The sequence below is a fragment of the Kitasatospora humi genome, from assembly GCF_020907985.1.
Lineage (GTDB): Bacteria > Actinomycetota > Actinomycetes > Streptomycetales > Streptomycetaceae > Kitasatospora > Kitasatospora humi.
In genome coordinates this window covers 87951-114068 of record NZ_JAJJPA010000013.1, presented here as the reverse complement: position 1 = coordinate 114068, position 26118 = coordinate 87951, and the positions used below count along the sequence as shown (strand labels likewise).

The following is a 26118-nucleotide window of genomic DNA, read 5'->3' as shown; positions in this document are numbered from 1 at the left end:
ACGACGCGCACGACGGAGCGTGTGCGGCGGCCGATCGGGCGGCAGCTCGCCCGGCCGGCCCTCTCAGCGGGGCTCGCTAGTGTTTATCGACCGCACATCGAGAGGCACCCCACTGATGGCCGAGAAATCCAAGGCACTCCTGCAGTTGTCCAAGGTGAGTCGCTGCTACGACGACCGGATGGCGCTGCATCCGATCAGCCTGTCGCTGGCGGCGGGCGAGTGCGTGGCACTGCTCGGGCACAACGGCTCGGGCAAGTCGACGCTGCTGCGGGTGGCCGCCGGGCGGGAGCGGCCGACGGCGGGGACGGTGTGGTTCGACGGGCTGCCGATGGACGAGAACGACCCGCGGATCCGCGCCCGCGTGGCGGTGGTCGGCGACACGGTGGCGCACTACCCGGACCTGACCGTGCGCGAGCACCTGCTGCTGGTCGCCGTCGCGCACGGGGTGGCCGACCCGCAGGAGTGGGTGGCCCAGGTCCTCGCCGACCGGCTGCTCACCGAGCGGGCCGACGTGCTGCCGTCGGCGCTCTCCTCGGGGCAGTTGCAGGCGCTGCTGCTGGCCTGCGCGCTGGTGCGGCCGCGTGACCTGCTGCTGCTGGACGAGCCGGAGCAGCGCCTCGACCCGGAGGCCCGGCGGAAGTTGGCCGAGTTGCTGCGTGGCGAGCTGGCCGACGGGGTGGCGGTGCTGCTGGTCACCCACCACGCCGACCTGGCGCGTGACGTGGCCGACCGGGTGGTGGTGCTGGAGGACGGCCGGGTGCTGGCCGAGGGTCCGGCGGACGAGGTGCTGGCCCGGGCGGGTGTCCGGTGACGGCCTCGCGGACCGAGGTGCCCGCGCCCTGGACGGAGGCGGACGACTGGACTCCGGAGGCGTTGGCGCTGCTGCGCCGGCTGCGGGCCCCGCACCGGGCGGGCCGGGCCAAGCAGCTGGCGTTCGCGCTCTACTGCGTGCTGCTGGCGCTGGTGGTCTGGGGTGGGATGCCGAGTCTGGGGCTGTTCCTGCAGCAGCGGATGGGCGCCGACTACACCGGGCACGGCGGCCAGTTGCTCGCGGCGCTACCCGCCGGCGTGACGGCGGTCGCACTCGGCACGCTCCTGGTCGTGCTGCGGGATGCGATGTGGCGCGGGCCGGTGGTGCCGCCGCGGGCCGCGATGGACTGGCTGCTGGCGCATCCGGTGCGACCCCGGCCGGTGCTGCGGCCCTGGTTCTGGCTCTCCTGTGCGCTGGCTGCCTTTCCGGGGCTGCTGGCCACCTGCGGTGCGATGGTGGCGCTGGGGCTGATGGACCGGGTGGGGCTGGCGGCGGCGTTCGGCTGGTGCCTGGTCGGCGGGCTCTGCGTGCCGCTGCTGGCCACCAGCGCGGCGGTCTGGGTGGAGCGCAGCGACCGGGCCGCGCACTGGGTGCGCCGGCTGACGCCGGCCGTGGTGCTGGCGGTGCTGGGGCTGGCGGTGCAGTGCGGGTTCGCGGTGGCGGGGCACCGGGTGGGGTGGCTGGAACGCGGTGAGCTGTGGTCGGGGCCGTGGGGGTGGGCCGGGATCGCGGCGCTCGGGCCGACCCGGGCGGCCGTGCCCGGGGCCTGGGTGGCGGCGGCGCTGCTGGTCGGCGGCACCGGGGCGGCGCTGGTGCTCGCGGACCGAACGGCGGCGGCGATCCCGCTGCACCGGCTGCGCGAGCGGGCGCGGACGGCCGCGGGCGTGCTGGCCGCGCTGCGCAAGGTGGAGCTGCGGGCTGCCCGGCTGGCCGTCAGCAGTGCCGGCGGCTCGCGGCCGTGGCACCGGCTGCGGTTGCCGGTGCCACGGCAGAAGTGGCTGATCGTGCCGTGGCGGGATGCGACGGCACTGCTGCGGGCGCCGTCCCGGCTGGGGCGGGCGGTGCTGCTGACCGGGCCGGCGATGCTCTGCGCGGTGCCGGCGCACGACAGCCGCGGGCTGCCGGCCTGGGTGGCGTCGGGGGCGGCGTTGCTCTTCGGGTACCTGGCGGTGGCGCAGCTGCTGGAGCCGGCCCGGGTCGATACCGACGATCTGCGGCGCTCCTCCTGGTCGCCGTACCGGATCACCGGGTTGATGCTGCGGCACGCGATCGTGCCGGTGGTGCTGGGTGGCCTGCTCGCCGTCCTGGCGGCGCTGGCGGTGACGCTGGCCGGGGGCGGCCCGGCGGTCTGGCTGGCGCCGGTGCTGGTGCCGGCGCTGGTGGCGGCCGGCCTGGTGAACGCCTGCCGGGGAGTGATGCGGCGCGACCTGATCTACTCGCCGGCGAAGGGCGCGGGCGGTGGCACCGGACCGCTGGTGTTCGCCGCCTGGTACGCGGCGGGGCCGGCGCTGACGGTGCTGGTGCTGTCGGCGCCGCTGTCGGACGCGGTGCGGACCGACACCAGCACGGCCTGCGTTCCCGTGGGCGTGCTGGGGCTGGCGCTGGCCGCGGTGCTGGGCTACTGGGGCTGGGAGCGAGCGGGGAAGCTGACGGCGCAGTAGCCGAGGGTGCGATGAGGGCGATCGGATGCATTGTCGCATCGGATACGCGGGCGTATCTTTTTCGGGGCCAGCCTCCGCTCCGAAGGGACCCGCCATGAGTGCGCCCATCGAGGACACCGAGCCCGTTGCCGGCCTGATCGGCCCGACCCCGACCGACCCGGTCATCCCGCTGCCGCCGAGCTTCGACACCGTCGAGGAGGAACGGCAGTACCGCAAGGAGCAGTTGGCGGCCGGGTTCCGACTGTTCGGCAAGTTCGGCTTCTCCGAGGGCGTGGCCGGTCACATCACGGTGCGCGACCCGGAGAACCCGAACTGGTTCTGGGTCAATCCGTTCGGCATGTCGTTCAACATGATCAAGGCGTCGGACCTGCTGCTGGTCGACCACCAGGGCAACCTGCTGTCCGGGCGGCGGCTGGTGAACAAGGCGGCGTTCGTGATCCACTCCGCGGTGCACGCGGCCCGGCCGGACGTGGTCGCGGCGGCGCACTCGCACTCGCTGCACGGCAAGGCGTTCTCCAGCCTGCGCCTCCCGCTCGACCCGATCACCCAGGACGCCTGCGCCTTCTACCAGGACCACGGCCTCTACGCGGACTTCCGCGGCGTGGTGACCGAGGAGGAGGAGGGCAAGAGGATCGGCGCGGCACTCGGCCCGCACAAGGCGGTGATCCTCGCCAACCACGGCCTGCTGACGGTGGGTTCGACGGTGGCCGAGGCGGTCTGGTGGTTCATCACCATGGAGCGGTCCTGCCAGGCGCAGCTGCTGGCGATGGCCGCCGGCGCGCCGCACCTGATCGACCACGAGACCGCGCTGCAGTCCCGGGAGCAGCTCGGCGGACCGCTGGCCGGCTGGTTCCAGGCCCAGCCGCTGTTCGACCAGATCCTGGCGTCGGACCCGGATCTGGTGAACTGAGCCGGCAGCAGGCCCCCGAAACCGAAGGACCCGAGCATGCCGAAGGGCACCACCAAGCGCCGCCCGCGCACCCGGGCGGCGCTGCTGGACGCCGCGCTGGCCGTCTTCGCCGAGCACGGTTTCCAGGCCGCGACCATCGAGCAGGTCTGCGCCGCCGCCGGCTTCACCCGGGGCGCGTTCTACTCCAACTTCAGCAGCAAGGAAGAGCTGTTCCTCGCGCTGTTCGACCAGCACAGCAAGCACATCCTGGAACGGCTGGACGCGGCGCTGGGTGCGGTGCCGGCCGGGGAGTTGACGCTGCCCCGGCTGGTCGAGCTGATCTCGGTGGTCGAACCGGCCGAGCGGGACTGGTACTTGGTGACCACCGAGTTCACCCTGCACGCGATCCGGGATCCGCAGGCGGCCTGGGTGCTGGCCCGGCACGACGCGAGCCTGCGCGAGGCACTGGCGCAGGGGCTGACGGCCTGCCTGGCGCGGGCCGGGCTGGCGCTGACCGTGCCGGCCGAGGAGGTCGCCCGGCTGCTGATCGCGTTGCGCGAGGGCGGGCTGGCGCAGAGCTACGTGGAGCCCGAGGAGCTGCCACCGGGCGCACTGGAGCGGCGGTTCCTGGCTCCGCTGCTGGCGGCGGTCACCGAGGAGAGGGCGCACTGATGGCACCACGGACGGCACCTCGCAGACCGAAGATCGCCGTCTTCGGCGCCGGGAGCGTGGGCTGCTACCTGGGCGGTCACCTCGCGGCGCACGCCGATGTCACGCTGATCGGCCGGCCGGCCGTGCTGGACGCGCTGGCCGACGGGCTCACCCTGTCCGATGGTGACCGACCGCCCCGGGTGGTGCCGCCCGGGGAGTTCATGGTGGCGACCGGTGCGGCGGCGGCCGCCGGGGCGGACTACGTGTTGGTCACGGTGAAGAGCGCCGCCACCGCGGCGGCCGCCGAGGAGTTGGCGCGGGCACTGGGCGGGCGGCCGACCGTGGTGGTCAGCTTCCAGAACGGCCTGCACAACCCCCAGGTGCTGCGGGCGGCGCTGCCGCGGCACACGGTCCTGGCGGGCATGGTGCCGTACAACGTGCTGCAGACCGCGCCGGGCACCTTCCACCGGGGCACGGCGGGAGCGTTGACGCTGGCGGACGAGCCGGCGGCGGGCGCCCTGGTGACCGTGCTGACGGCATCGGGGCTGGCGGCCCGGACGGCCGCGGACATCGGGGCGGTCCAGCGAGCCAAACTGCTGGTCAACCTCAACAACGCGATCAACGCGCTGTCCGGGCTGCCGCTCCGGGACCAGCTCGGGCAGCGGGCGTTCCGGCGCTGCCTGGCGCTCTGCCAGCTGGAGGGGCTGGCCGCGTTCCGGGCGGCGGGGCTGTCGGTGGCGCGGCTGGGGCCGTTCCCCGCGCCGGTCACGGCCCGGCTGCTCGGGCTGCCGGACCAAGTGTTCCGGCGGTTGGCGGCGGCGAGCCTGCGGGTGGACGCCCAGGCCCGCTCCTCGATGTGGGAGGACCTGCGGCGCGGGCGGCCCACCGAGATCGCCAGTCTGCAGGGCGAGATCGTCGCGCTGGCCGCCGAGCACGGTCTGACGGCTCCGGCCAACGCCCGCCTGCTGGAGCTGGTCCGGGAGGCGGAGCGCGCCGCACCGGGCCGGGCGCGGCCTTGGTCCGGGCCGGGGTTGCTCGCCGAGGTCCGCACGGTACGCTGACCCGGACAAGATCGACGGGGGAGTGGGCAGGCATGGGCAGCGCGACGGCCGAGCAGTGGTTCCGGTGCCTCACGCCGGCGACGGCCACTCCCCGGCTGCGGCTGCTCTGCTTCCCGCACGCGGGCGGCTCGGCCGGTTACTTCCGCCCGTGGGGCAAGGCCGTCCCGGCCGGCGTGGAGGTGCTCGCGGTGCGCTATCCGGGCCGGGAGGACCGGTTCCGGGAGCCGCTGGTCGGCTCGATCACCGGGCTGGCGGACCCGATCGCCGAGGCCTGCGCCACGCTCACCGGTGCCCCGCTGGCCTTCTTCGGCCACAGCATGGGCGCCATGGTGGCTTATGAGACGGCGCGCCGGCTGGCCGGTCACCCGGCGCTGCGGGCGGTGTTCCTCTCCAGCCGCCCGGCCCCCGGTCATGAGACCAAGCGCGGGCTGGCGAACGCCACCGACCGCGAGCTGATCGCCGATCTCACCGAACTCGGCGGCACCGACGCGGAGTTCCACAAGCACCCGGAACTGCTGGAACTGATCCTGCCGATCCTGCGGAACGACTACTCGGTGGTGGACGGCTACCAGCCGGAGCCGGGCGCCGCGCCCCTGGAGCTGCCGGTGGTCGGCTACCTGGGCGACGCCGAGCAGTACGTGGACGAGGCAGGCGTGGCGGCCTGGGCCGAGCGCACCAACGGCCCGTTCGCGCTGCGCTCCTTCACCGGCGGCCACTTCTATCTCGCGGACCACACCGAGGAGTTGCTGAGCGACCTGCTCGGCCGGCTGGAAATCCGGTAGCGGTCGGCTCCGCTACCGGCGATCATCGCGACCGATCGGTCGGTCGGGGCACGAATTTGGCGTTCGCCCCGTTGACCGCGACTTGCCAACTCTGCTTTGCTTCACGGCAGCGAACGGCGCACCAACTGCCTGGCGACTGACGACAGTTGCCGCAGCAGGCAAGTTTGACACTCCCCCACTCGCGCGGTGCGCACCCCCAACCAGCCGCGCCCCTAGGCTCAGTGCCATCCAGCACTCCAGGCCGGACCCGTGCGTCATGCCGGCCGGCTCCCCCAGTGCGCCTCTCGCAGCCCGACCCCACAGAGCCGACCGCCCGTGCCCACCAGGCACGTTGGCGGTGTGCAGGAGAGAGGACTCCCCCCACAGATGGGTACTCCCCAGATCCGCGGTGCCGCCAGAGCGGCCCTGACCGGTGTGGCAGCACTGTCGCTGATCACCGGTGTCGCCATGACCGCTGCCGCGTCTCCGGCCGGCGCCTCGCCGGCCACCGGCCAGTCGGCCGCGAACCCCTACAACCCGTCGTACGAGCACTCGTACCGGCACGGGGTGATCCCGACCATCCAGCAGAACGCCAAGATGAAGTCGTGGGACGCCGGCCACCCGACGCCCAACGTGGCCACGGGCCCCGAGACGCTGTCCTACGGCGGCGGCATCGACGGCGTCGGCGTCAACAGCGGCCACGCCAAGGTCTACCTGGTGTTCTACGGTTCCCAGTGGGGCACTCAGGGCACCGACGGCAACGGCAACGCGACCTTCTCCGGCGACCCGGACAGCGCGGCCTCGGCGGCCCAGCAGATGTTCAAGGGCATCGGCACCAACGGCGAGCTCTGGTCGGCCGACCTGACCCAGTGGTGTGACGGCCCCAACGTCTCGGCCGGCGCGACCAGTTGCCCGTCGAACGCCAACTTCATCCCGTACCAGACCGGCGGTGTGCTGTCCGGCGTCTGGGAGGACACCTCGGCCGCCTCGCCGAGCGCCGCGACCGGCAACCAACTGGGCCAGGAAGCCGTCAAGGCGGCGGCCCACTTCGGCAACACGGCGTCGGGCTCCAACCGCAACGCCTACTACGTGATCCTCTCCCCGCACGGCACCAACCCGGACAACTACCAGAACCAGTACTGCGCCTGGCACGACTACACCGGTGACTCCTCGCTCACCGGCGGCGCGGTCAACTCGCCCTACGGCGACATCGCGTTCAGCAACCAGCCCTACAACATGGACTCGGGTGCGGGCTGCGGCGTCGGTTTCGTCAACTCTCCTGGCACCCTTGACGGCTGGACCATCACCCTGGGCCACGAGTGGCACGAGATGATGTCCGACATGAACCCGGCCGGTGGTTGGACCAACCAGCAGAGCGGCAGCTCCTTCAACGGCCAGGAGAACTCCGACGAGTGCGCCTGGCTCTCCCCCGGCACGGCGGGCGGCGCGGCCAACGTCTCGTTCGGCTCCTTCGGCACCTACCCGGAGCAGGCCAGCTGGTCCAACGACACCAACGCCTGCGCCATCTCGCACCCGATCGTCAACGGTGGTGGCGGCGGCGGCAACACCGTCACGGTGACCAACCCGGGCAGCCAGAGCGGCACCGTGGGCACCGCGGTCAACCTGCAGCTGAGCGCGACCGACTCGGCCTCCGGCCAGACCCTGACCTACTCGGCCACCGGCCTGCCGGCCGGCCTGTCGATCAGCTCCTCCGGTGACATCACGGGCACCCCGACCACCGCGGGCACCTCCTCGGTGACCGTGACCGCCAAGGACAGCACCGGTGCCTCCGGTAGCGCGTCGTTCAGCTGGACCATCTCCGGCTCCGGCGGCGGTGGCGGCTGCACCGCCGGCCAGCTGATCGGCAACCCGGGCTTCGAGACCGGTAGCGCGTCGCCGTGGACCGCCACCGCCGGCGTGATCGACAACTCCAGCGGCGAGCCGGCCCACAGCGGCTCCTGGAAGGCCTGGCTGGACGGCTACGGCACCACCCACACCGACACCCTGTCGCAGACCGTCACCATCCCGGCCAGCTGCAAGAGCGCCAGCTTCAGCTTCTGGCTGCACATCGACACCGCCGAGAGCGGCAGCACCGCCTACGACAAGCTGACGGTCCAGGCCAACTCCACCAACCTGGCCACCTACTCCAACGTCAACGCCAACTCCGGCTACGTGCAGAAGACCTTCAACCTCTCCTCCTTCATCGGTCAGACCGTGACCCTGAAGTTCACCGGCACCGAGGACTCCTCGCTGCAGACCAGCTTCGTGATCGACGACACCGCGCTCAACGCCTCCTGACGCTCGATCGCCCAACCGGAGGGCCGTGGCAGCCGCCACGGCCCTCCGGCCTGTCCGGCGCCGGTCCCCCCGGCCACACTCCGCACCGCGAGTGCTCCCCCGGAGCGCCGCACCCGAGCGCTCCGGTCGCCCTTCCGGCCGCGGGCCGGCCGTGCGCTCACCCGGCCGCCCCGGGCGGCGCGGCGGCTGACCAAGCGCTCACTCAGCTACCCCGGGCGGCGCGCCGGCTGACCAAGCGCTCCCTCAGCTCACCTCCTGCTCGGCCCAGATCACCTTGCCGTTCGCGGTGTAGCGGGTGCCCCAGCGCTCGGCGAACTGGGCGACCAGGAAGAGGCCGCGACCGCCCTCGTCGGACTCGGCCGCGTAGCGCAGGTGCGGGGAGGTGCTGCTGCCGTCGGACACCTCGCAGGTCAGCAGCCGGTCGAAGAGCAGCCGCACGGTGATCGGCTCGACGCCGTAGCGGATCGCGTTGGTGAGCAGCTCGCTGAGGATCAGCTCGGTGGTGAACGCCTGCTCTTCCAGGCCCCAGGTGTCCAGTTGGCGGCTGACCCCGGCCCGCACCTCGCGCACCGCGGCCGGGTCGGAGGGCACCTGCCAGTGCGCCACCCGGTCGGCGGGCAGCACCCGGGTGCGGGCGACCAGCAGGGCGACGTCATCGTTGGGATGGGCGGGCAGCAGTTCGGCCAGCACCGTCTCGCAGGTCTGCTCCGGGTCCGGGCCGGAGCGCTGGAGGGCTTGGCGCAGCAGCTCCAGGCCGGTCTCCAGGTCGCGGCGGCGGTCCTCCAGCAGGCCGTCGGTGTAGAGCACCAGCCGGCTGCCCTCGGCCAGCTCCAGCTGGGCCGCCAGGAACGGCAGCCCGCCGACGCCGAGCGGCGGTCCGGCGGGGACCTCGGGGAACTCGACCGAGCCGTCCGGGTGCACCACCGCGGGCGGCGGGTGACCGGACCGGGCGACGGCGCACTGGCGGGTCACCGGGTCGTAGACGGCGAACAGGCAGCCCGCGCCGGTCACCGCGTCGCTGCCGCCGGGCTCCTGGCGCTGCTGCTGGTCGAGCCGGGAGACCAGCTCGTCCAGGTACGAGAGCAGCTCGTCGGGCGGCAGGTCGAGCATCGCGAAGTTGTACACCGCGGTGCGCAGCCGGCCCATGGTGGCGGCCGCGTGCAGGCCGTGGCCGACCACGTCGCCGACCACCAGCGCGACCCGGGCGCCGGGCAGCGGGATCAGGTCGAACCAGTCGCCGCCCACCCCGGCCTGCGCCGGCAGGTAGCGGGAGGCGACATCCAGGGCGGTCTGCTCGGGTAGGCCCCGGGGCAGCAGGCTGCGCTGCAGGGTCACCGCCATGCCGTGCTCGCGGGTGTAGCGGCGGGCGTTGTCGATGCAGACGGCGGCCCGGGCGCCGAGCTCCTCGGCCAGCGAGAGGTCGTCGGGTTCGTAGCGCGCCGACTCGCCCCCGCGCCAGAACTTGGCCATGCCCAGCTGCACCCCGCGTGCCCGCAGCGGCACCCTAATCACCGAGTGCGCCCCGGTGGCCAGCACGGCGGCGGACCGCCGCAGGTCCTGGGCCTGCCATTCGGGCGAGTTCGGCAGGTCGGTGTCGAGCACCGCGCGGCCGGTGCCCAGACTGCGGCCCTGCGGCGAGGCACGCCGCACGGTGATGGACTCGCCGACCGGGTAGTACGCCTGCGGGTCGTGCGGCGCGGTGCCGTGCAGCGCCACCCGCCGCATCCGCAGGCTGTCCTCGGGGACCGGCTCCTCACCGGACAGCACCGGCTCGGCCAGGTCCACGGTGACCACGTCGGCGAACCGCGGCACCGCCACCTCGGCCAGCTCCTCGGCGGTACGGGTGATGTCCAGGGTGGTGCCGATGGCCACCGAGGCGTCGTAGAGCAGGGTGAGGCGGCGGCCGGCGGCCTCGGCGCGGTCGGACGCGGTGTGCAGTTCCGTCGAGTCGCGCAGCGTGACCACGCTGCCGGGCGGGCCGCCGGCCTGGTCGGTGGTCCGGATGTTGACCACCAGCAGCCGGTCCTGGCTGACCAGCACCTCGTCGTTGACGGCACGCCCCGAGGTGAGCAGGTCGGTGGCGCGGCGGTCCAGCCCGAGGTCGGTGACCGCCCGGCCTTCGGCATCGACGGGCAGGCCGAGCAGCCGGCGGGCCTCGTCGTTGGCGAGCAGCAGGGTGTCGGGGCCGCGCCGGGCCGTGCTGATGATCAGCACGCCCTCGCGGACGGCGTGCAGCACGGCGTCGTGGTGCTCGTACATCCGCGTCATCTCGACCGGGCCGAGGCCGCGGGTCTGACGACGCAGCCGGCGGCTGGCCAGCGCGGTGCCGATGGTGGCCAGGACCAGCGCACCGCCCGCCGCGCCGAGCACCAACGGCAGCTGGTTGTCCACCACATTGGTGACCCTGCTGATGGTGATGCCGGCCGAGACCGCGCCGACCACCGTGCCGTTGTTGGCGTGCACCGGCACGATGGCCTGCTCCAGTCGGCCGATGGTGCCGTTGATCTGCTCGGTCACCACCTGGCCGTGCAGCGCCGGCTCGTAGTTGCCGACGAACTTCTTGCCGATCCGGTTGGGCAGCGGATGGGTGAGGCGGATGCCGTCGGTGTTGATCACCACGACGAAGTCGACGCCGGAGCCGACCCGGGCGGCCTCGGCCTTGGGCTGCAGGATCGCCGTGGGGTCGGGCGACTGGATCGCCGCGGCGGTGCCGGGCGCGTTGGCGAAGGTCTGGGCGACGGCGACCGAGCGGTTGCGCGCTTCGTCAGTGCTGTCGTAACTCGATTGCAGCACCAAGGCGGTCACTGCGGCCACGACCAGCAGCAACACCACCAGCACCTGGAGCGCGAACACCTGCCCGGCCAGGCTGCGCACCCGCGTCCGCTTCATCCGGGCCATGGGCCCATATCTACGCCGAATCGCGCGCCGGGGCCACCGGGACCGCCGGGGCGCGGCGGCGCCGAATCACCGCACCGGCTCGCCCACGAGGCCACCGGGGCCCGGGCCTCCCCCACGGAACGCCCGGACCCCGGGGCCCGTCTCCCGCTCAGGCGCGGAAGTCCGCCGGGCGTTCCGGGCTCGCCTCGGCCAGCGCCTTGGTGACCTCCGCGACGCCGGCCCGCATGCCGTAGGCCGGGGTGCCGGGCTGCTGGCGCCAGGACTCGTCGAGCCCGCCGGCGTCCACGGTGTCGAAGCCCATTTCCTCGATCAGGGCCCGCACCGTCCGCTTGGCCGCCGCGTCGTCACCGGCCACCGGCAGGGCCATCCGCTCCGGGTCGCCGGCCGGGCGCGGCCGCTCCAGCAGGTCCTGCGCATAGGTCTCGTTGAAGGCCTTGACCACCGGGTGGCCGAGCTGCCGCTCGGTCCAGCGGCTCTCGGTCAGGCCGTCGTCCTCGATCCCGGCGATCCGGCCGTCGCGCTGCGGGTAGTAGTTGCCGGTGTCGACGACGACCAGGCCGTCGGCCGCGCCCGCGAAGACGTCCTTGGGCAGCTTCGGCACGGCCTTCAGCGGGACGGTGACCACCACCAGTTCGGCGCCCTTGGCCACCTCGGTGATCGGCACCGGGGTGGCGCCGGTCTCGGCGGCGAGCTCGGTCAGGGTCTGCGGGCCGCGCGAGTTGGCCACCGCCACCTGGTGGCCGAGGGCGGTGAACCGCCGGGTGAGATTGCCGCCGATGTTTCCGGCGCCGATGATGCCGATCTTCATGGTCCGCTCCTCGGGTGCTGCGCGGCGGTTGCGGCCGCTCTGCTCGGTGATCGTCAACCGGCGCGCCCGGAAGGCTATTTCCGCCACGCCGCAGAAACCTCGAAGTCAGATTTTCAGGTCGGAACCTCAGGGGACCGAACGCCACCGTCCGTCACCGGGCAGCCTGTGCGTCAAGGCCGCATCACGGCCGCGTCACGACAGCATCACAGCAGCGTCACGGTCAGAACTTCAGCCGCAGCACCTCGAAGGAGGCCGCGAACCGGGTGCCCAGCCGGGAGCCGCTCTCCCGGCTCATCCCCTCCAGGAACTCCCGGGCATCACCCATCTGGCCGCTCAGCCCGGCCAGGTAGGCGGCGTGCGCCTCCAGCGAGGCGACGCCGGCCTCGAAGTGGTCGGTGGTGTCCACCCCGTGCTCGCCGAGCGGGGAGCCGGCCGCCCAGAGCTGGCGCACGCCGTCCCAGGGCTGGTGGCCCTCCGCCAGCAGCTCGCGGAAGACCCAGCGGTTGCCGGCGTCCCGGATCGCGTCCAGGGTGGCCCGGCCGGCGGCGATGTGGTCGGCCTGGTTGGGCATCACGCCACCGTAGGTGTCACGGAAGTTGGTGGTGATCACGATCTCCGGGCGGTGCCGGCGGATCAGCCGGGCGATGTCCCGGCGCAGCGGTAGCCCGTACTCCAGGACGCCGTCGGGGTGGTGCAGGAACTCCACGGTGTCCACCCCGACCAGGGCGGCCGAGGCGATCTGCTCGGCCTCGCGCAGCGGCCGGCACTCGGCCGGGTCGAGCCCGTCGATGCCGGCCTCGCCGCTGGTCACCATGGCGTAGACGACGCTCTTGCCCTGGGCGGTCCAGCGGGCCACGGCCGCCGCCGCGCCGTACTCCATGTCGTCCGGATGGGCGACCACGGCGAGGGCGCGGTCCCAGTCCTCGTCGAGCGGCTGGAGCGGGGTCGGGGCGGGCTCGGACATGGCGGCACTCCTCGGATCTGATGATCTGTCGATTCCGTCATATCATCCGAACCCGCCCCGCCCCGCGGCTCAGTGGCCGGCGGTCGTGTGCAGCCGGTGCACCGTCGCCCCGGGCTCCCCGGTGCGGCGCCGCAGCCCTTCGCCCTCGATGTCGAGGTCGGGCAGCAGCCGGTCCAGCCGGCGCGGCAGCCACCAGGCGGCGTGCCGGGTGAGGGCGAGCACGGCCGGCACGAAGGTCATCCGGATCACGAAGGCGTCCAGCGCCACCCCGATCGCCAGGGCGAGGGCGATCTGCTTGAGCATCAGGGAGTCCGACCCCAGGAAGGAGGCGAACACCGCGATCATGATCAGCGCGGCGGCCGTGACCACCCTGGCGCTGTGCCGGGCGCCCTCGTGCACCGCGCGCAGTGGCTGCCGGTGGTGCACCTGGGCCTCGCGCATCCGGGAGACCAGGAACACCTCGTAGTCCATGGCCAGCCCGAAGAGCACCGCGAGCAGGATGATCGGCAGGAAGCTGCTCACCGGCCCGGCCTTGTCCACCCCGATCAGGTCGGCGAAGTGGCCCCACTGGAAGACGTCGACCACGGCGCCCAGGGTGGCCGCGATGGAGAGCAGGAACCCGGCGGCGGCCTTCAGCGGCACCACCAGCGAGCGGAAGACCAGCAGCAGCAGGAGCAACGACAGGCCGACCACCACCGAGGCGAAGGGGATCAGCGCCGCGTTGAGCTTGGCCGAGACGTCGATGCCGACGGCGGTGGTGCCGGTGACGCCGATGGTGGCACCGGTCTGCCGGGTGATGGTGGCGGCGTCGCCGCGGATCGTCGAGACCAGGTCCTTGGTCGACTGGTCCGCGGGGCCGCCGGTGGGGACCACCTGGATCAGCGCGGTGCGGGTGGCGGGGTCGGCGACCGGATCGCCGACCGCGCTGACGCCGGGCAGTGCCTTGATCCCGTTGACGATGGTGCGGGTGGCAACGGCCGGGTCGGCGCTGTGCGAAGTGTCGGCCAGCACCAGCAGCGGACCGTTGAAACCGGGGCCGAACTCCTGGCTGATCCGGTCGTAGGCGAGGCGCTGCGAGGAGTGGGCGGGCGCGGTGCCGTTGTCGGGCAGCGCCATCCGAAGGCTGTGCGCGGGCCAGGCGAGGGCTCCGACGGCGGCCAGTACCAGGGCGGTGGTGACCAGCGGACGGCGGGTGACCAGGCGGAACCAGCGCTCCCCCGCGTTGGCCGGGCCGCCGCCGGTGCGGGCCGGGGTCCGTTCGCGGCGCATCGCCCGGCTGCCGGGCCGGGGTATCAGCCGGGCACCCGCGAATCCGAGCAGGGCGGGCAGCAGGGTGATCGCGACCAGCACGGCGATGAGGACCGCCCCGGCGGCGCTCAGGCCCATGACGGTCAGGTAGGGGATGCCGATCACGCTGAGGCCGGCCATGGCGATCACCACGGTGAGGCCGGCGAAGACCACGGCGCTGCCGGCGGTGCCGACGGCCAGCGCTGCCGACTCTTCGGGTGCGGTGCCGTCCGCGAGTTGGGCTCGGTGCCGGCTGACGATGAAGAGGGCGTAGTCGATGCCGACCGCCAGTCCGATCATCAGCGCCAGGCTCTGCGCGGTGGAGGACACCGAGGTGACGCCGGTGAAGGCGAGCACTCCGGCGATCACGGCGACCACCCCGACCAGGGCGCTGAGCAGCGGCAGTCCGGCACTGAGCAGCGAGCCGAAGGTCAGCGCCAGGACGAGCAGGGCCACGGCGACGCCGATCAGGTCGCCGGCTCCCTGCTTGGCCTTGCTCTGGTTGAGCGCGTTGCCGCCGACCTGGACGTCGAGGCCGGACTGCCGGGCGCCGTCCACTGCCGTGCGCAGCCGGTCCACCGAGTCGGACTTCAGCCCGCCGGAGGTGACCTCGTACTGCACCTGGGCGATCGCGGTGCTGCCGTCGGCGGAGACGGTGTGCGCGGCGGCCGGGTCGACCACCTTGGCCACCTGGGGCGCGGACCGGGCAGCGGTGAGCGCGGCGTGGATCGCGGCCTGCTCGGGCGGGTCGGTGACCTGGTGGCCGGCCGGGGCGGTGAAGACCACCTGGGCGCTGGTGCCGGAGAACGCCGGGAAGTCGGTCTTCAACCGGTCCAGCGCCTGCTGCGACTCGGAGCCGGGGATGGTGAAGGTGTCGTCGAGCTTGCCGGGGCCGCCGAAGGCGAGCATGCAGCCGACGGCCGCGGCGATCACCGCCAGCCAGAGGGCCAGGACGCGCCGTCGGTGGCGGTGGGCGAGCCGCCCGAGGCGGTGGAGCAGGGTCGGCATGGCGGAGGGCTCCAGTCTGGAGGCACGGAAAATCTGGCAGTCCTGCCACATTAGCAAAGTGGCAGGACTGCCAACTTTCCGAGCCGCCTCCGCCGGGCCGGGCCTGAGATGATCGACGGGTGGAGACCAGCGAAGAACCCGGACGCCGCGAACAGAACCGCCTGCGCACCCACAACGCCCTGGTGGCGGCCGCCAACCGGCTGTTCCAGGAGCAGGGGTACGAGGCGACCACGGTGCGCGACATCGCGACCGCCGCCGGCGTGGGCGAGCGCACCTTCTTCCGCTACTTCCCGTCCAAGGAGAACCTGGTCCTGCAACAGGTCCGGGACCTCATCCCACTGCTGGCCGCCGAGATCCGGCGACGGCCGACCGCCGAACCGCCACTGGTCGCGCTGCGTGAGGCGCTGCTGGCCCTGGCCGCCCGGCAGGACACCTCCCCCGCCGTGCTGCTGGCCGGGCCCCGGCCGTTCACCCCCGAGCCGATCAGCCGGGGCGACAGGTTCCTGCTGTTCGACCTGGAGGAGACGGTCGCCGCCGCCTTCCTCGAGCGGGCCGGCATCACCGAACCCGGCCTGCGCGAGGAACTGCGCGCCGCCACGCTGAGCCGGGCCGGGGTGGGCGCGTTGCGCACCGTCCGACTCGCCCACGCCCGGCTGTCCGACGCCGAACGGGCCGAGGCGGACCCGAGCGAGATGGTCCGGATCGCCTTCGCCGCCCTCGGTGCCTGACGCCGCGTCAAGACGGTGCGTCAACTCGGAGGTTGCGGACAGGCCATCACCGGACGAACCAGCGGAAACCGGTTTGAGTAGAATCCGCCCCGGGCGCGGTCAGCGACGCCTGTGCCCTCCTCCGTTACCGACTCCCTGAGGGAGACAGATGCGCGACCTGACCATCGGCGAGTTCCTGCAGCAGCTGGGGGCCCGGGTGCCGGCCCCGGGCGGTGGGGCGAGCGCCGCCCTGCATGCGGCGCAGAGCGCCGCCCTGCTGTGCATGGTGGCCCGCTACACCACTGGCGAGCGCTACGCCGACGTGCAGGACGTGATCGCCCGGATCCTCGCCGAGGCCGAGGAGTCGGGCGCCACCGCGCTGCGCCTCGCCGAGGAGGACGCGGCCGCCTTCACCGCGGTCACCGATGCCTACGGGCTGCCCAAGGGCACCCCCGAGGAGAAGGCCGCCCGCTCGGCCGCGATCGCCACCGCCCTGGTCGGCGCCGCCCGGCCGCCGGCCGACACCATCGCCGTGGCCCGCCGCCTGGTCGCGCTCGGCGAGGAGCTGGCGCCGATCGGCAACCGCAACGTGCTCACCGACGTCGCCGCCGCCACCGAGGCGGCCCGCGCCGCGGCCACCACCGCCCGGGTGAACGTGGAGATCAACCTCGGCGGGATCAAGGACGAGGCGGTCCGGGCCGAGCTGCTCGCCGCCATCGCCGATGTCGACCAGATCGCCGCCGCGGCCGAGGCCGTCACCACCGCGGTGCGGAAGGAGATCACCAAGTGACCGCCGAGGTTCTCGCCGGTGGCCCGCTGGCCACCCGGATCCGCACCGACGTGGCCGAGCGCGCCGCCAAGCTGACCGAGCAGGGCCGCACCCCGCGGCTCGCCGTGGTCGTCGCCACCGACGACGAAGCCAGCGCCTGGTACGTGCGCTCGATCGCCAAGGCCGCCGGCAAGGTCGGCATCAGCTGCGACATCGTGGACCTCGGCGCGGACGCGACCACCGAACAGATCACCGCCACCCTGGAGCGGCTGAGCGCCGACGACACGGTGCACGGCCTGATGCTGCAGACCCCGCTGCCCGCCGGCGCCCGCCTGGAGGACCTGGCCGCGGCGATCGACTTCGCCAAGGACGTGGACGGCGCCAGCCCGCTGTCGCTCGGGCGGCTGGCCGCCGGCCTGCCGGCCTTCGCCCCGGCCACCGCCGAGGCCGTGCTCACCATCCTGGAGCACTACCGGGTCGAGCTGCAGGGCAAGCACGTGGCGGTGGTCGGCCGCTCCACCGTGGTCGGCAAGCCCGCCGCGCACCTGCTGCTGGACCGCAACGCCACCGTGACGGTCTGCCACTCGCGCACCGCCGACCTGGCCGCGGTCACCAGCACCGCCGACGTGGTGGTGGCCGCCGTCGGCCGCGCCGGGCTGATCACCCCGGCGCACGTCCGCCCCGGCGCCACCGTCATCGACGTGGGCACCAACCCCACCGAGGACGGCGGCCTGGCCGGCGACGTCGACCCGGCGGTGGCCGGGACGGCCGGCGCGCTGACCCCGGTGCCGGGCGGCGTCGGCCCGGTCACCACCGCGCTGCTGCTGCGCCACACGGTGGAGGCCGCGGAGCGCTGATTCGCGCGCGGATCCCGGCCGGCTGCCGTCAGCCGGCCGGGATCCGGCGGGCGGTGAGCCTCTCGGTCAGCAGGGCGGTCAGCTCGGCCGCCCGCTTGTCGACGAAGAAGTGGTCACCCGGCACCTCCAGGCACTCCACCGCGCCGGTGGAGTAGTCGCGCCAGGGCTCGGCCCGGGCCGCGGTGGCCGTGATGTCCTCGGCCCCGGAGAGCACCAGCAGGTCGGTGCCGACCGGTACCGGAGGACGGTCCGACTGCGCCTGGCAGTAGCTGCCGTACAGTGCGACGTCCTGCCGCAGCACCGGCATCACCAGCTCGCGGATCTCCGGGGCGGCGAGCAGCTCCAGCTCCACTCCACGGTAGAGCTCCGCGAAGGCGGCCAGGAACGCCTCGTCGTCCAGTTCGCTGAACCGCTCGGGCTGCCAAGGCAGTTGGGAGGGAGCCGGACAGGCGGCCAGGATGAGCAGCGCGGGCGGGCGGCTCGCCGCCTCGGCGGCCAGGGCCAACTCGTAGGCGACCAGCGCTCCCAGGCTCACCCCGAACAGCGCAAACGGCCCGTCGGCCTGCTCCAGCACGCCGGGGAGCAGCCCCGCGGCCAGCTCCGGGATGGAGGCGGCCGGGGGTCGCCGCAGCGTCAGCAGGTGCCCCGGGTAGTCGAGTCCGACCCAGCGCGGGCCCTGGGGCGAGCGCGGCCACTTGCTGAAGATCATGCTGCTGCCGCCCGCGTAGGGCAGGCAGAACACCTGGGACGTCGGGTCCGCTGCCGCCATCGGTGGCTCCCCCGGTCTCGAAGTGGGCTCGTCGACCCCATGATCGCAGCCCGTCCACCCGGCGGAGCGTCAGTTGATCACTCTGGCCAGCTTCCCCGGAAGCGGGTATGTTCGTGGTCGAGGCGGCTGACCGGCTGTCGGCCCCGCCCTCGCCTCGGTAGTCCAGCGGGAGAGACACGGTGCTCAAACCACCGACAGCGTGGGTTCGAATCCCACTCGAGGCACCAGCGGTAACGGAGGTGTGAGCCCTGTCCGGCAGCCTGCTCGCCATCAGCGACCTGCACATCGCCCATCCGGACAACCGGGCGATCGTGGAGTCGCTGCACCCTGACGACCCGTCGGACTGGCTGATCATCGCCGGCGACGCGGCCGAGCTGTTCGACGACATCGCCTGGGTCTTCGCCGTGCTGCGCGGGCGGTTCGCCGAGGTGATCTGGTCACCCGGCAACCACGAGCTGTGGACCCACCCGAATGACCGGGTGACGCTGCGCGGCGAGGAGCGCTACCTCAAACTGGTCGAACTGGCCCGCCGGTTGGGCGTGCACACCCCCGAGGACCCGTACCCGGTGTTCCGGGGCGACGGCGGCCCGGTGGTGGTGGCCCCACTCTTCACGCTCTACGACTACTCGTTCATGGCACCCGGCGCCACCACCGTGGAGGAGTCGCTGCGCCTGGCGCACGAGGCCGGGGTGGTCTGCACCGACGAGTTCATGCTGCACCCGGACCCGTACCCGACCCGGGGTGACTGGTGCCGGTCCCGGATCGAGCTGACCGAGCGCCGGCTCGACGCGCTCGACCCGGCGCTGCCGACGGTCCTGGTCAACCACTATCCGCTGGTGCGCGAGCCCACCCGGGTGCTGCACTACCCGGAGTTCGCCCAGTGGTGCGGCACCGAGCTGACCGCCGACTGGCACGTCAAGTACCGCGCCGCCGCGATGATCTACGGCCACCTGCACATCCCCCGGGAGACCTGGTACGACGGGGTGCGCTTCGAGGAGGTCTCGGTGGGGTACCCGCGCGAGTGGCGCAAGCGCGGCCGGCGCGACTGGCTGCGGCAGGTGCTGCCGGCCGCGAAGGCCCGCTGACCCGGGCCCGCTGACCCGGGGTCGCCGGCCCGCGGGCGCCTCGGGCTCGCGGGCCGGACCGACGCTCCGTCAGCCGGCGCCCACCACCCGGTCGGTGGTGCGCACCCGCGCGTCCAGCTCCTGCGCGAACTCGAGCCAGGTCTCCGCGCACTGCCGCGCCAGGTCGACCACCAGCGCTCCGCAGTGCGCCGGCACCACCGCGGTCAGCTCGGACCACTCCCGGCTGGCCAGCGCGTTCTGCTGGAGGAGGCGCAGCAGCTGCCGCCCCTCCTCCTTGTGCCGCAGCGAGGGGTCGCGCACCAGCTTCTCCAGCACCACGCTGGGGTCGGACTGCACCAGCCGCATCCGGCGGGTGGCGTGTGAAGAGGACCGCGGCTGGGCCGGGGCGGCCTCGCTGCCCACGTCGTCCGGGACTTCGTCGCCCGTGGGCGCCGGACCGACCCCCGGCAGCTCACCGGCCGCCAGCCGGCGACGGACATCACTGACCGTCGCCGGGGAGATTCCGGCCAGCCGGGCGACCTCGCGCAGCGAGGCGTCCGGGCGTGCCACCAGGAGCTCCGCCGCCCGGCGCCGGCCCTCCAGGCCGTTGAGCGGACGCATCTTGCCGTCGCGCCCCATCCGTGCCTGGAGCTGCGGCTGCTCCGCCGTCTCCACGAGGCGGCGACGGATCCCCGCCACCGCCTTGGCCCCGAGCCCCGCGGACCGGGCGATCGCCCGGTCCGACAGGTGCGGATGCGAGCCCATGATCCGCTCGGCCGCCGCCCGCCGGTCTGCCAGCGACAGCGGCAGGCCGTGGGCGATGTTTGCCTCCACCGCCGTCAGGAAGGCATCCGCGCTGCTGCCGTCGAAGAACTCCACCTCGATGGCCCGCTGACCCTTGGCCATCGCGGCGACCAAGCGGTGGGTGCCGTCGATCACCCGCATGGTCGCCCGCTCGACGAGGATCGGCGGCAGTGGGCCGTCCGTCTCCGCCAGTCTCGCCACGTGCTCGTCATCCATGCCCGTGGTGCGCGGCGACTCCCCCAGCCAGAGCAGAGAGACCGGAACCATCACAGGCGAACCGGCCTCGGCCACAGTTCGACTCAAAACACCCACCCCCGTTGTTGTGCGGCTCTGAGCAAGATCCGTGCGCGGTGGAACCTGCGCGCACGCTGCGGAGGGCCGGCGGAACACCGCCCGTGTCGCGGAAGGGACCGGATACGTGTCACTCCGAACCACCGCCTGGTTCGGACCCACCCGCCACACCATGCTCCTGCCAACTCTCCTGTCCCAATCGTTGCTTCTGCTAATGGAGTTGTCGAGCCGTCGGTGCGCCGACTTTGCTGAGATTCCGGCCGCGATGCCGCGTTCCGATATTTCGCGTTGATCCCGTCCGCCGCAGGCCTCGGGCGGCATCGCGCGTTCAAATCCACTGCCGCCGAACCGGTCTCCCCTGGCGGGCAGCGGGGATAGGGTGCGGGGCAGGCATCCGGGCAAGGGGCCCGGGAGCAATTTGGGGGTTGGCATGGTTGCCGGTCGTGTGGTGCGGTTCGACGGAGTGCGGGGATATGGCTTCATCGCTCCCGACCATGGTGGCGAGGACGTGTTCCTGCACGTGAACGACGTGGAGATTCCGGAGTCATACCTGCGTTCCGGTCTCGCGGTCGAGTTCGAGGTCGAGAACGGCGACCGAGGCCTCAAGGCGTCCGGTGTCCGGTTGGCCGAGGACGAGGCGGGCAATCCGATCACTCCTCCGCTGCCCGCCGCGCCGGCGCACCGCCCCGAGGCCGCGGACTCGCTCTGCGACGTGCTCGGCCAGGACGAGTACCACCGTGAGGTGACCGAAGCGCTGCTCAGCGCGGCCCCCAGCCTGACGGGCGCGCAGATCCTTCAGATCCGGGCCGGTCTGGCCGGGGTGGCCAGGAAGCACGGCTGGCTGGAGGGCTGACGGGACGCCCGCCGGGAAGTGGTTCAGCGAAGCCGCTGAACCGCTTCCCGGAGTGTGCGGCGGCCCGTCCGCAGGGCGATGCCTCAGCTGCCCTGAGCCCGCGCCTGCCGCCCCCCGTCGTGCGTGTCGAGCGAGCGCATCCGCTCGTCCAGTTCCCGGGCGAACTCCTGCCAGACGGCGGCGTACTGGCGGGCCAGGCTCACCACCAGGGCACCGCAGTGCGCCGGCACCACGGCCGTCAGCTCGGTCCACTCCTGGGACCGCAGTGAGTTCTGGCGCAGTAATCGCAGCAGTTGGCGCCCCTCCTCCTTGTGCCGCAACGAGGGGTCGCGGATCAGCTTCTCCAACAGCTCGGCCGGGTCCGCCCTGACCAGTCGAAGCCGCCGGCCCCGGCCGCCGGTGACGTCGGACCCGGTGACGTCCGACCCGGCGACGTCCGGCTTTTTCGCGGCGGCCGTGGCCCGCCCTGTCGCGAGCGCGCTCTCCCCCTCCCGCAGCCGCTTGCGAACGTCGCTGGCCGTCGCCGGTGACACCCCGGCGATCCGGGCCAGCTCGCGCACCGAGGCCTGCGGGTGCCGCGCGATCAGTTCCGCCACCCTGAGCCGCCCGGCTGCCGCGTCCACCGGTCGCACCCGGCCGTCCCGGCCCATCCGGCCCGCCCGACCGTCCAACTGGGGGACCGCCGCGGTCGAACGCTTGCGGATGCCGGCCACCATCTTGGCGCCGACGCCGGCGATCCGGGCGATCGCCCGGTCGGAGAGGGACGGATGCGTGATGACGATCCGCTCGACCGCCGTCCTGCGGTCCGCCAGCGACAGCGGCAGGCCGTGCGACACATTGGCCTCGACGGCGCGGAGGAAAGCGTCCTCCGGGGGACCGTCGAAGAAGGTGGCTTCGATGGACTCCCTGCTCCTGAGGACCGCGGCCAGCAGCCGGTGGGTCCCGTCGATCACCCGCATGGTCCGGCGCTCGACCAGGATCGGCGGGAAAGGCGTGTCAAGACCGGCCAGTCGCATGACGTGATCGACGTCGTGGCCGGTGGAGCGGAGGGGCTCGCCGGTCAGCAGCGCCGCGATCGGGATCAGCACCGTCTCGGGGCAGCCCTCCGGTCTGTCGTCACCCGGCGCCGTCCCCGCGATCGCACCGGACGCACCAACTCGCGAGGTCCCGTCAAGCCGGTCCACTCGTACTCCCCTTGAATGCGAGATGACATTCCGCTGTTCACTGGGGCCTTGAGTGGGTGCGCCGGAACACCGCGCCCCTGCGGGCAACAACTGTCCCGTGACCCCCGTCAGCCACCCGAACCCATCGTCACCGTTCGGAAGGGAGCTGTCGAGACGTCACCTCCGCATCCGCACAGTGTCAGGTCCGCGAGTCCGGGGTCTTGCGGTCAGGGGCTCCTCCGATGCCCGGGGCAGCGCGCCGGGCATCGGAACGCCGAAGGCCGCTTCCGCGGGTGCGCAAGCAGCCTTCGGGGAGTGCCGACGGGCTTCGGTCCGGTCAGCCCTGAGCCATCGCCGCGATCAGGCTCTTGGGGCGCATGTCGGTCCAGTTCGCCTCGATGTAGTCCAGGCACTCCTGACGGCCGGCCGCACCGAACACCGACGTCCAGCCGGCCGGCACCTCGATGAAGACCGGCCACAGCGAGTGCTGGCCCTCGTCGTTGACCAGGACCCGGTAGTCGGCGTCAGGGTCCTCGAACGGATTCGTCATCACGTCGTCCTCTCCATGGGCATGATGTGGACCGTCCGGCCCCACCTCGACCCACTATGGCAAAGGGCGCTGAGCAGGAGTCAACCGGCCGCCGGACCAGGGCGCTTCCTCGCCCGGCCGCCCTGTCCAACTGCGGCCCGGAGCCAGTTGAACGGGGCGAACGGCACCGCCGGCGGCCGGCCTTGGTCCAGCGGCGCGCGGTGCCGGGGCGAGCGCCGCGGCGGGTGTGCCGAGGAGGCCGGGCTGGGCGCCGGCACCATGAGCCGTGAACGGGTGCGCGGCGGATCCGAGCGTCGCACCCGTGCGGCGTCACTCGCCGCCGGACACCACGGAGAGCGTGCGCCCGGGGGTCAGCAGGTCGGTGAGCCGGCGGGCCGAGGCCTCCCAGGACCAGGACTCCCTCGCCCACTCACGGCCCGCGGCGCCCATCGCCGCGCGGTCCGGGGCGAGCAGTATCCCGGTCAGCGCCGCGGCGATCGCCACCGGGTCGGCGCCGTTGACGACGTGCCCGGTCCGGCCGTCCAGCACGGTGTCCGGGGCGCCGCCGGAGCGGCCGACCACGACCGGCAGGCCGCTGGCCGCGGCCTCCAGGAAGACGATGCCGAGGCCCTCGGCCTCCAGACCGCCCTTGCGGGTCCGGCACGGCATCGCGAAGACGTCGGCGGCGGCGTAGTACGGCGGGGTCTCGGCGTGGGTCTTGCCGCCGACGAAGTGCACCGCGCCCGGGGCGAGGCGGTCGGCCAGCCGGCGCACCTCGGCCTCGTGCGGGCCCTTGCCGACCACCAGCAGCACCGCGTCCGGCACCGAGCGGCGGATCAGCGGCAGCGCCCGGACCAGCATGTCCTGGCCCTTGCGCGGCACTATGCGGGCCACGCAGACGATCACCCGCTTGCCCTCCAGGCCGAGTTCGGCGCGGAGCGCGGCGCCGGCGACGGGATCGGGGTGGAACAGCTCCGAGTCCACACCCGGCACCAGCCGGCTGAGCGCGGGACGCGGGCCGAGGGCGGGCGCTATCCGGTCCCGGGTGTACTGGCCGAGGTAGGTCACCGCGTCGACGTTGTCGCCGATCCGCCGCAGCGCCTGCCGGGCCCCGGGGATCCTGGCCCACCAGATCTCGTGGCCGTGGGTGGTCGCGACCATCCGCCGGATCCCGTTGCGGCGCAGGGTCGGCGCCATCAGTCCGAGCGGGGCGGCGGCGCCGAACCAGACCCGGTCGCAGCCGTGGGTCCGGGCTATCTGGAGCGCCCGGCGGGTCACTCGCGCGGTGGGCAGCAGCATCCGGCTGGAGTCGCGCACCACCGGGAACGGAAGGGTGGCGTCATAGGCGCGGTCGCCGGGCTCGTGCGAGGTGTAGACGACGACGTCGTCGGCGGGCATCCGGGTCACCATGGCGTGCACGAAGGTCTCTATCCCACCCTGCCTGGGCGGAAAGTCATTCGTTATGACAAGGGTGGAGGCCATGGCCAGACGAATCCTTCGGCTGAACTGTCGGAGCGGTTGCGGACCGAACGGCGAGACTAACATTCCGCCCTCCGCGCCCTCGGGGCCCCTGCGGGCCCGCGACAGGCCGGGGCCGGCCGGTGGACCGTCGAGCCGGGGGTGCCGTCGGAGTGGCGCGACCTCCGCCGCCTACTCGGCGTTCGGATCGAGCACCGTTCGGAGCACAGCCGCCGAGCCGCTCCGCTGCAGGCCAAGACCCGGACCGTCCCCGGACAGCCGGACGAACAGTTGGAAAGCGCATCGGGGGGCATCCCCTCACGAGTTCGAATCTCGTACCCTCCGCCTTGATCGAAGGCCCGGACTCGCGATCAAGGACGACATTCCTACTTCTTTGATAATCTAGAGCCATGACTGAGATGCCCTACAGCATCGGCGAAGGGCCGGCCACCAGGGTCAGCCTCTCCTTGCCTGAAGGTACGGCCGAGGCGATCCGCCAACGGGTGGGCAAGCGTGAGTTCTCGGCGTTCATCACTGCAGCCGTCGAGCGCGAGCTGCGGGGGCAGATCCTGGATGAGTACCTTGCCGACTATGAGCGCCGGAAGGGGCCGATCTCGACTGCCGAGCAGGACCGGGCCCGGCAGGTCTTCGACGAGGTGTTCGCCGAGCAGGGCGAATGGCCCGTCGCAAGCTGAGCCATGAAGGCACTCTGGTGCTCGACTCCGAGGGCCTCACGAAGCTGCTCAATGATCACGAGCCGGTCGTCGCGCTGGTCGCGGAGGCCCGGAAACGTGGCATGGAGGTCGTGATCAGCGCCTTGACCATCATCGAAGCCGCGCATAGTCGTACTGATCAGGCTCGTCTTCGGTGGATTCTGTCCGGGCTGAGAATTGTGCCGGTGGGTGATGAGGAGGCTCGAGCGGCTTCCGCGATGCTGATCGCCGCAGGCCTTCACGGCCACAAGTACGCGATCGACGCCGCTGTTGCCGAGATGGCTCTGCGGCAGCAGCGGCCGGTCGTCGTGCTGACGTCGGACCTCGACGATATGGCAAAGCTCTGCGGAGATCGCGTCCGTCTCGTGACCGTCTGACGGCAACCGGTTCACTTCATCAGGGGTCCGAACTGGGCCGAATCCAGTCAACTGCCGAGGAGGCTGAGCTCCCGGAACTTGAATGGGCGGGGTTCGGCCGGTGTGCTACCAGGGCCTCTACCACGCGATCAGCATCTGCATCGCTCGTCTTGAATGGTAGGTCTCGGCGACGGCGGCACCCAAACCACATCTTTACGTGGTATCCAGTCAAATGGCCAACGCGGCGCCTCTGCTGATTCGCAAGTCGCATCGTGACTTCGAAGAAGAGGGCCTGAGCATGCCGTCGCGGTTGGCAATTCCGAGCCTTGGCTTGCCGCTCGCATCCTTGCCGCTCAGAGCCGTGACAAGTGGGGCTCCCCATGGGGACGGTGGCTCGGTGAGGATCGGGACGCCTTGCTGGACGATTCCGAGGCCACGCATCTGCTCGCTTGGCCGTACTTGGCTCACCCGGACTCCCGTTGAGTCATGTCGTGTTCGGACAGGCCAGGGAAGTCGGCTAGTCGGATTCCATCGATGGGCTCCGGCTTCCTCAGGACCGTGCCTGCCACTCGTCGCCGTACAGGGCTCAGCAAATCGTGACGGCTGCGGTGCCTCGACCCTCTGGCCCGTAATTCTGGGCGGGGTGGTCATTGAGGTCCTCTGTGCACGTTAGAGGCAGTGAGGCGGT

The 26118-nt window shown here is 72.6% G+C and carries 23 protein-coding genes and 1 tRNA gene; 15 read left to right on the top strand and 9 right to left on the bottom strand.

Annotated features, from left to right (window positions below; all coding sequences use genetic code 11):
• Window positions 1-115: 115 nt before the first annotated feature.
• From LN042_RS15420 to LN042_RS15390, 7 genes are all read left to right on the top strand, one after another.
• A complete protein-coding gene (locus tag LN042_RS15420; protein ID WP_230051773.1) occupies window positions 116-811 on the top strand; it encodes an ABC transporter ATP-binding protein in 696 nt (231 codons plus the stop codon).
• Entirely contained in the window at window positions 808-2472 is a 1665-nt protein-coding gene (locus LN042_RS15415) for a hypothetical protein (RefSeq protein WP_230051772.1), read from the top strand. Before LN042_RS15420 ends, LN042_RS15415 begins: the two co-directional genes overlap by 4 nt.
• 94 nt (window positions 2473-2566) lie before the next feature.
• Entirely contained in the window at window positions 2567-3382 is an 816-nt protein-coding gene (locus LN042_RS15410) for a class II aldolase/adducin family protein (RefSeq protein ID WP_230051771.1), read from the top strand.
• A gap of 36 nt (window positions 3383-3418) precedes the next feature.
• Window positions 3419-4033: a TetR/AcrR family transcriptional regulator gene (locus LN042_RS15405; protein ID WP_230051770.1), complete on the top strand. Its 615-nt coding sequence runs from the start codon at window positions 3419-3421 to the stop codon at window positions 4031-4033.
• Window positions 4033-5073 carry a 2-dehydropantoate 2-reductase gene (locus LN042_RS15400; RefSeq protein WP_230051769.1) on the top strand — a complete coding sequence of 347 codons (1041 nt, stop codon included), beginning with the start codon at window positions 4033-4035 and terminating at the stop codon, window positions 5071-5073. The genes LN042_RS15405 and LN042_RS15400 overlap by 1 nt, the downstream gene beginning before the upstream one ends.
• Window positions 5074-5105: 32 nt before the next feature.
• Entirely contained in the window at window positions 5106-5855 is a 750-nt protein-coding gene (locus LN042_RS15395) for a thioesterase II family protein (RefSeq protein WP_230051768.1), read from the top strand.
• Window positions 5856-6221: 366 nt separating this feature from the next.
• On the top strand, window positions 6222-8132 hold the full coding sequence (locus LN042_RS15390; protein WP_230051767.1) for a putative Ig domain-containing protein: 1911 nt from the start codon (window positions 6222-6224) through the stop codon (window positions 8130-8132).
• A 243-nt stretch (window positions 8133-8375) separates the two neighbouring features.
• Here the strand turns inward: LN042_RS15390 and LN042_RS15385 are convergent, their stop codons facing one another.
• The 4 genes from LN042_RS15385 to LN042_RS15370 form a co-directional block, all read right to left on the bottom strand.
• The gene (locus tag LN042_RS15385) at window positions 8376-11021 is read right to left on the bottom strand and encodes a SpoIIE family protein phosphatase (protein ID WP_230051831.1); all 2646 of its coding nucleotides are present in this window, start codon (window positions 11019-11021) and stop codon (window positions 8376-8378) included.
• Window positions 11022-11178: 157 nt separating this feature from the next.
• Window positions 11179-11889 carry an NADPH-dependent F420 reductase gene (locus tag LN042_RS15380; RefSeq protein ID WP_308191814.1) on the bottom strand — a complete coding sequence of 237 codons (711 nt, stop codon included), beginning with the start codon at window positions 11887-11889 and terminating at the stop codon, window positions 11179-11181.
• A gap of 169 nt (window positions 11890-12058) precedes the next feature.
• The gene (locus LN042_RS15375) at window positions 12059-12802 is read right to left on the bottom strand and encodes a PIG-L deacetylase family protein (RefSeq protein WP_230051766.1); all 744 of its coding nucleotides are present in this window, start codon (window positions 12800-12802) and stop codon (window positions 12059-12061) included.
• Window positions 12803-12871: 69 nt separating this feature from the next.
• Complete coding sequence (locus tag LN042_RS15370; protein ID WP_230051765.1) at window positions 12872-15097, bottom strand: MMPL family transporter; 2226 nt, start codon at window positions 15095-15097, stop codon at window positions 12872-12874.
• A 119-nt stretch (window positions 15098-15216) separates the two neighbouring features.
• Between LN042_RS15370 and LN042_RS15365 the strand changes: the two genes are divergently transcribed.
• From LN042_RS15365 to LN042_RS15355, 3 genes are all read left to right on the top strand, one after another.
• Window positions 15217-15825 carry a helix-turn-helix domain-containing protein gene (locus LN042_RS15365; RefSeq protein WP_230051764.1) on the top strand — a complete coding sequence of 203 codons (609 nt, stop codon included), beginning with the start codon at window positions 15217-15219 and terminating at the stop codon, window positions 15823-15825.
• A gap of 148 nt (window positions 15826-15973) precedes the next feature.
• Window positions 15974-16594, top strand: coding sequence for a cyclodeaminase/cyclohydrolase family protein (locus LN042_RS15360; protein WP_230051763.1), 621 nt, complete (start codon window positions 15974-15976; stop codon window positions 16592-16594).
• Entirely contained in the window at window positions 16591-17430 is an 840-nt protein-coding gene (locus LN042_RS15355) for a bifunctional 5,10-methylenetetrahydrofolate dehydrogenase/5,10-methenyltetrahydrofolate cyclohydrolase (RefSeq protein ID WP_230051762.1), read from the top strand. Before LN042_RS15360 ends, LN042_RS15355 begins: the two co-directional genes overlap by 4 nt.
• Before the next feature lie 28 nt (window positions 17431-17458).
• Here the strand turns inward: LN042_RS15355 and LN042_RS15350 are convergent, their stop codons facing one another.
• A complete protein-coding gene (locus LN042_RS15350; RefSeq protein WP_230051761.1) occupies window positions 17459-18199 on the bottom strand; it encodes a thioesterase II family protein in 741 nt (246 codons plus the stop codon).
• A gap of 151 nt (window positions 18200-18350) precedes the next feature.
• On the opposite strand from LN042_RS15350, the gene LN042_RS15345 reads away from it, so the two are divergent.
• Both LN042_RS15345 and LN042_RS15340 read left to right on the top strand, forming a co-directional pair.
• Window positions 18351-18426 (top strand) — tRNA-Leu (locus tag LN042_RS15345).
• An 84-nt stretch (window positions 18427-18510) separates the two neighbouring features.
• Entirely contained in the window at window positions 18511-19284 is a 774-nt protein-coding gene (locus LN042_RS15340; RefSeq protein WP_372495746.1) for a metallophosphoesterase family protein, read from the top strand.
• A gap of 69 nt (window positions 19285-19353) precedes the next feature.
• Here the strand turns inward: LN042_RS15340 and LN042_RS15335 are convergent, their stop codons facing one another.
• Entirely contained in the window at window positions 19354-20334 is a 981-nt protein-coding gene (locus tag LN042_RS15335; RefSeq protein ID WP_230051760.1) for a ParB/RepB/Spo0J family partition protein, read from the bottom strand.
• Window positions 20335-20788: 454 nt separating this feature from the next.
• On the opposite strand from LN042_RS15335, the gene LN042_RS15330 reads away from it, so the two are divergent.
• On the top strand, window positions 20789-21211 hold the full coding sequence (locus LN042_RS15330) for a cold-shock protein (protein ID WP_230051759.1): 423 nt from the start codon (window positions 20789-20791) through the stop codon (window positions 21209-21211).
• Window positions 21212-21294: 83 nt separating this feature from the next.
• Here LN042_RS15330 and LN042_RS15325 read toward each other — a convergent pair whose 3' ends face one another.
• The 3 genes from LN042_RS15325 to LN042_RS15315 form a co-directional block, all read right to left on the bottom strand.
• The gene (locus LN042_RS15325) at window positions 21295-22395 is read right to left on the bottom strand and encodes a helix-turn-helix domain-containing protein (protein ID WP_230051758.1); all 1101 of its coding nucleotides are present in this window, start codon (window positions 22393-22395) and stop codon (window positions 21295-21297) included.
• A gap of 316 nt (window positions 22396-22711) precedes the next feature.
• A complete protein-coding gene (locus tag LN042_RS15320) occupies window positions 22712-22924 on the bottom strand; it encodes an MbtH family protein (RefSeq protein WP_249801072.1) in 213 nt (70 codons plus the stop codon).
• A gap of 309 nt (window positions 22925-23233) precedes the next feature.
• A complete protein-coding gene (locus tag LN042_RS15315; protein WP_230051756.1) occupies window positions 23234-24385 on the bottom strand; it encodes a glycosyltransferase family 4 protein in 1152 nt (383 codons plus the stop codon).
• A 386-nt stretch (window positions 24386-24771) separates the two neighbouring features.
• On the opposite strand from LN042_RS15315, the gene LN042_RS15310 reads away from it, so the two are divergent.
• A complete protein-coding gene (locus LN042_RS15310; protein ID WP_230051755.1) occupies window positions 24772-25056 on the top strand; it encodes a hypothetical protein in 285 nt (94 codons plus the stop codon).
• On the top strand, window positions 25038-25451 hold the full coding sequence (locus LN042_RS15305) for a PIN domain-containing protein (protein ID WP_230051754.1): 414 nt from the start codon (window positions 25038-25040) through the stop codon (window positions 25449-25451). Before LN042_RS15310 ends, LN042_RS15305 begins: the two co-directional genes overlap by 19 nt.
• The last annotated feature ends 667 nt before the right edge of the window (window positions 25452-26118 follow it).

Excerpts from the sequence above, each read along its gene's own strand:
- LN042_RS15420 (WP_230051773.1), top strand. The coding sequence starts at position 116 with ATGGCCGAGAAATCCAAGGCACTCCTGCAGTTGTCCAAGGTGAGTCGC.
- LN042_RS15410 (WP_230051771.1), top strand. The coding sequence starts at position 2,567 with ATGAGTGCGCCCATCGAGGACACCGAGCCCGTTGCCGGCCTGATCGGC.
- LN042_RS15405 (WP_230051770.1), top strand. The coding sequence starts at position 3,419 with ATGCCGAAGGGCACCACCAAGCGCCGCCCGCGCACCCGGGCGGCGCTG.
- LN042_RS15400 (WP_230051769.1), top strand. The coding sequence starts at position 4,033 with ATGGCACCACGGACGGCACCTCGCAGACCGAAGATCGCCGTCTTCGGC.
- LN042_RS15395 (WP_230051768.1), top strand. The coding sequence starts at position 5,106 with ATGGGCAGCGCGACGGCCGAGCAGTGGTTCCGGTGCCTCACGCCGGCG.
- LN042_RS15390 (WP_230051767.1), top strand. The coding sequence starts at position 6,222 with ATGGGTACTCCCCAGATCCGCGGTGCCGCCAGAGCGGCCCTGACCGGT.
- LN042_RS15385 (WP_230051831.1), bottom strand. The coding sequence starts at position 11,021 with ATGAAGCGGACGCGGGTGCGCAGCCTGGCCGGGCAGGTGTTCGCGCTC.
- LN042_RS15375 (WP_230051766.1), bottom strand. The coding sequence starts at position 12,802 with ATGTCCGAGCCCGCCCCGACCCCGCTCCAGCCGCTCGACGAGGACTGG.
- LN042_RS15370 (WP_230051765.1), bottom strand. The coding sequence starts at position 15,097 with ATGCCGACCCTGCTCCACCGCCTCGGGCGGCTCGCCCACCGCCACCGA.
- LN042_RS15360 (WP_230051763.1), top strand. The coding sequence starts at position 15,974 with ATGCGCGACCTGACCATCGGCGAGTTCCTGCAGCAGCTGGGGGCCCGG.
- LN042_RS15350 (WP_230051761.1), bottom strand. The coding sequence starts at position 18,199 with ATGGCGGCAGCGGACCCGACGTCCCAGGTGTTCTGCCTGCCCTACGCG.
- LN042_RS15335 (WP_230051760.1), bottom strand. The coding sequence starts at position 20,334 with ATGGTTCCGGTCTCTCTGCTCTGGCTGGGGGAGTCGCCGCGCACCACG.
- LN042_RS15330 (WP_230051759.1), top strand. The coding sequence starts at position 20,789 with ATGGTTGCCGGTCGTGTGGTGCGGTTCGACGGAGTGCGGGGATATGGC.
- LN042_RS15320 (WP_249801072.1), bottom strand. The coding sequence starts at position 22,924 with ATGACGAATCCGTTCGAGGACCCTGACGCCGACTACCGGGTCCTGGTC.
- LN042_RS15315 (WP_230051756.1), bottom strand. The coding sequence starts at position 24,385 with ATGGCCTCCACCCTTGTCATAACGAATGACTTTCCGCCCAGGCAGGGT.
- LN042_RS15310 (WP_230051755.1), top strand. The coding sequence starts at position 24,772 with ATGACTGAGATGCCCTACAGCATCGGCGAAGGGCCGGCCACCAGGGTC.
- LN042_RS15305 (WP_230051754.1), top strand. The coding sequence starts at position 25,038 with ATGGCCCGTCGCAAGCTGAGCCATGAAGGCACTCTGGTGCTCGACTCC.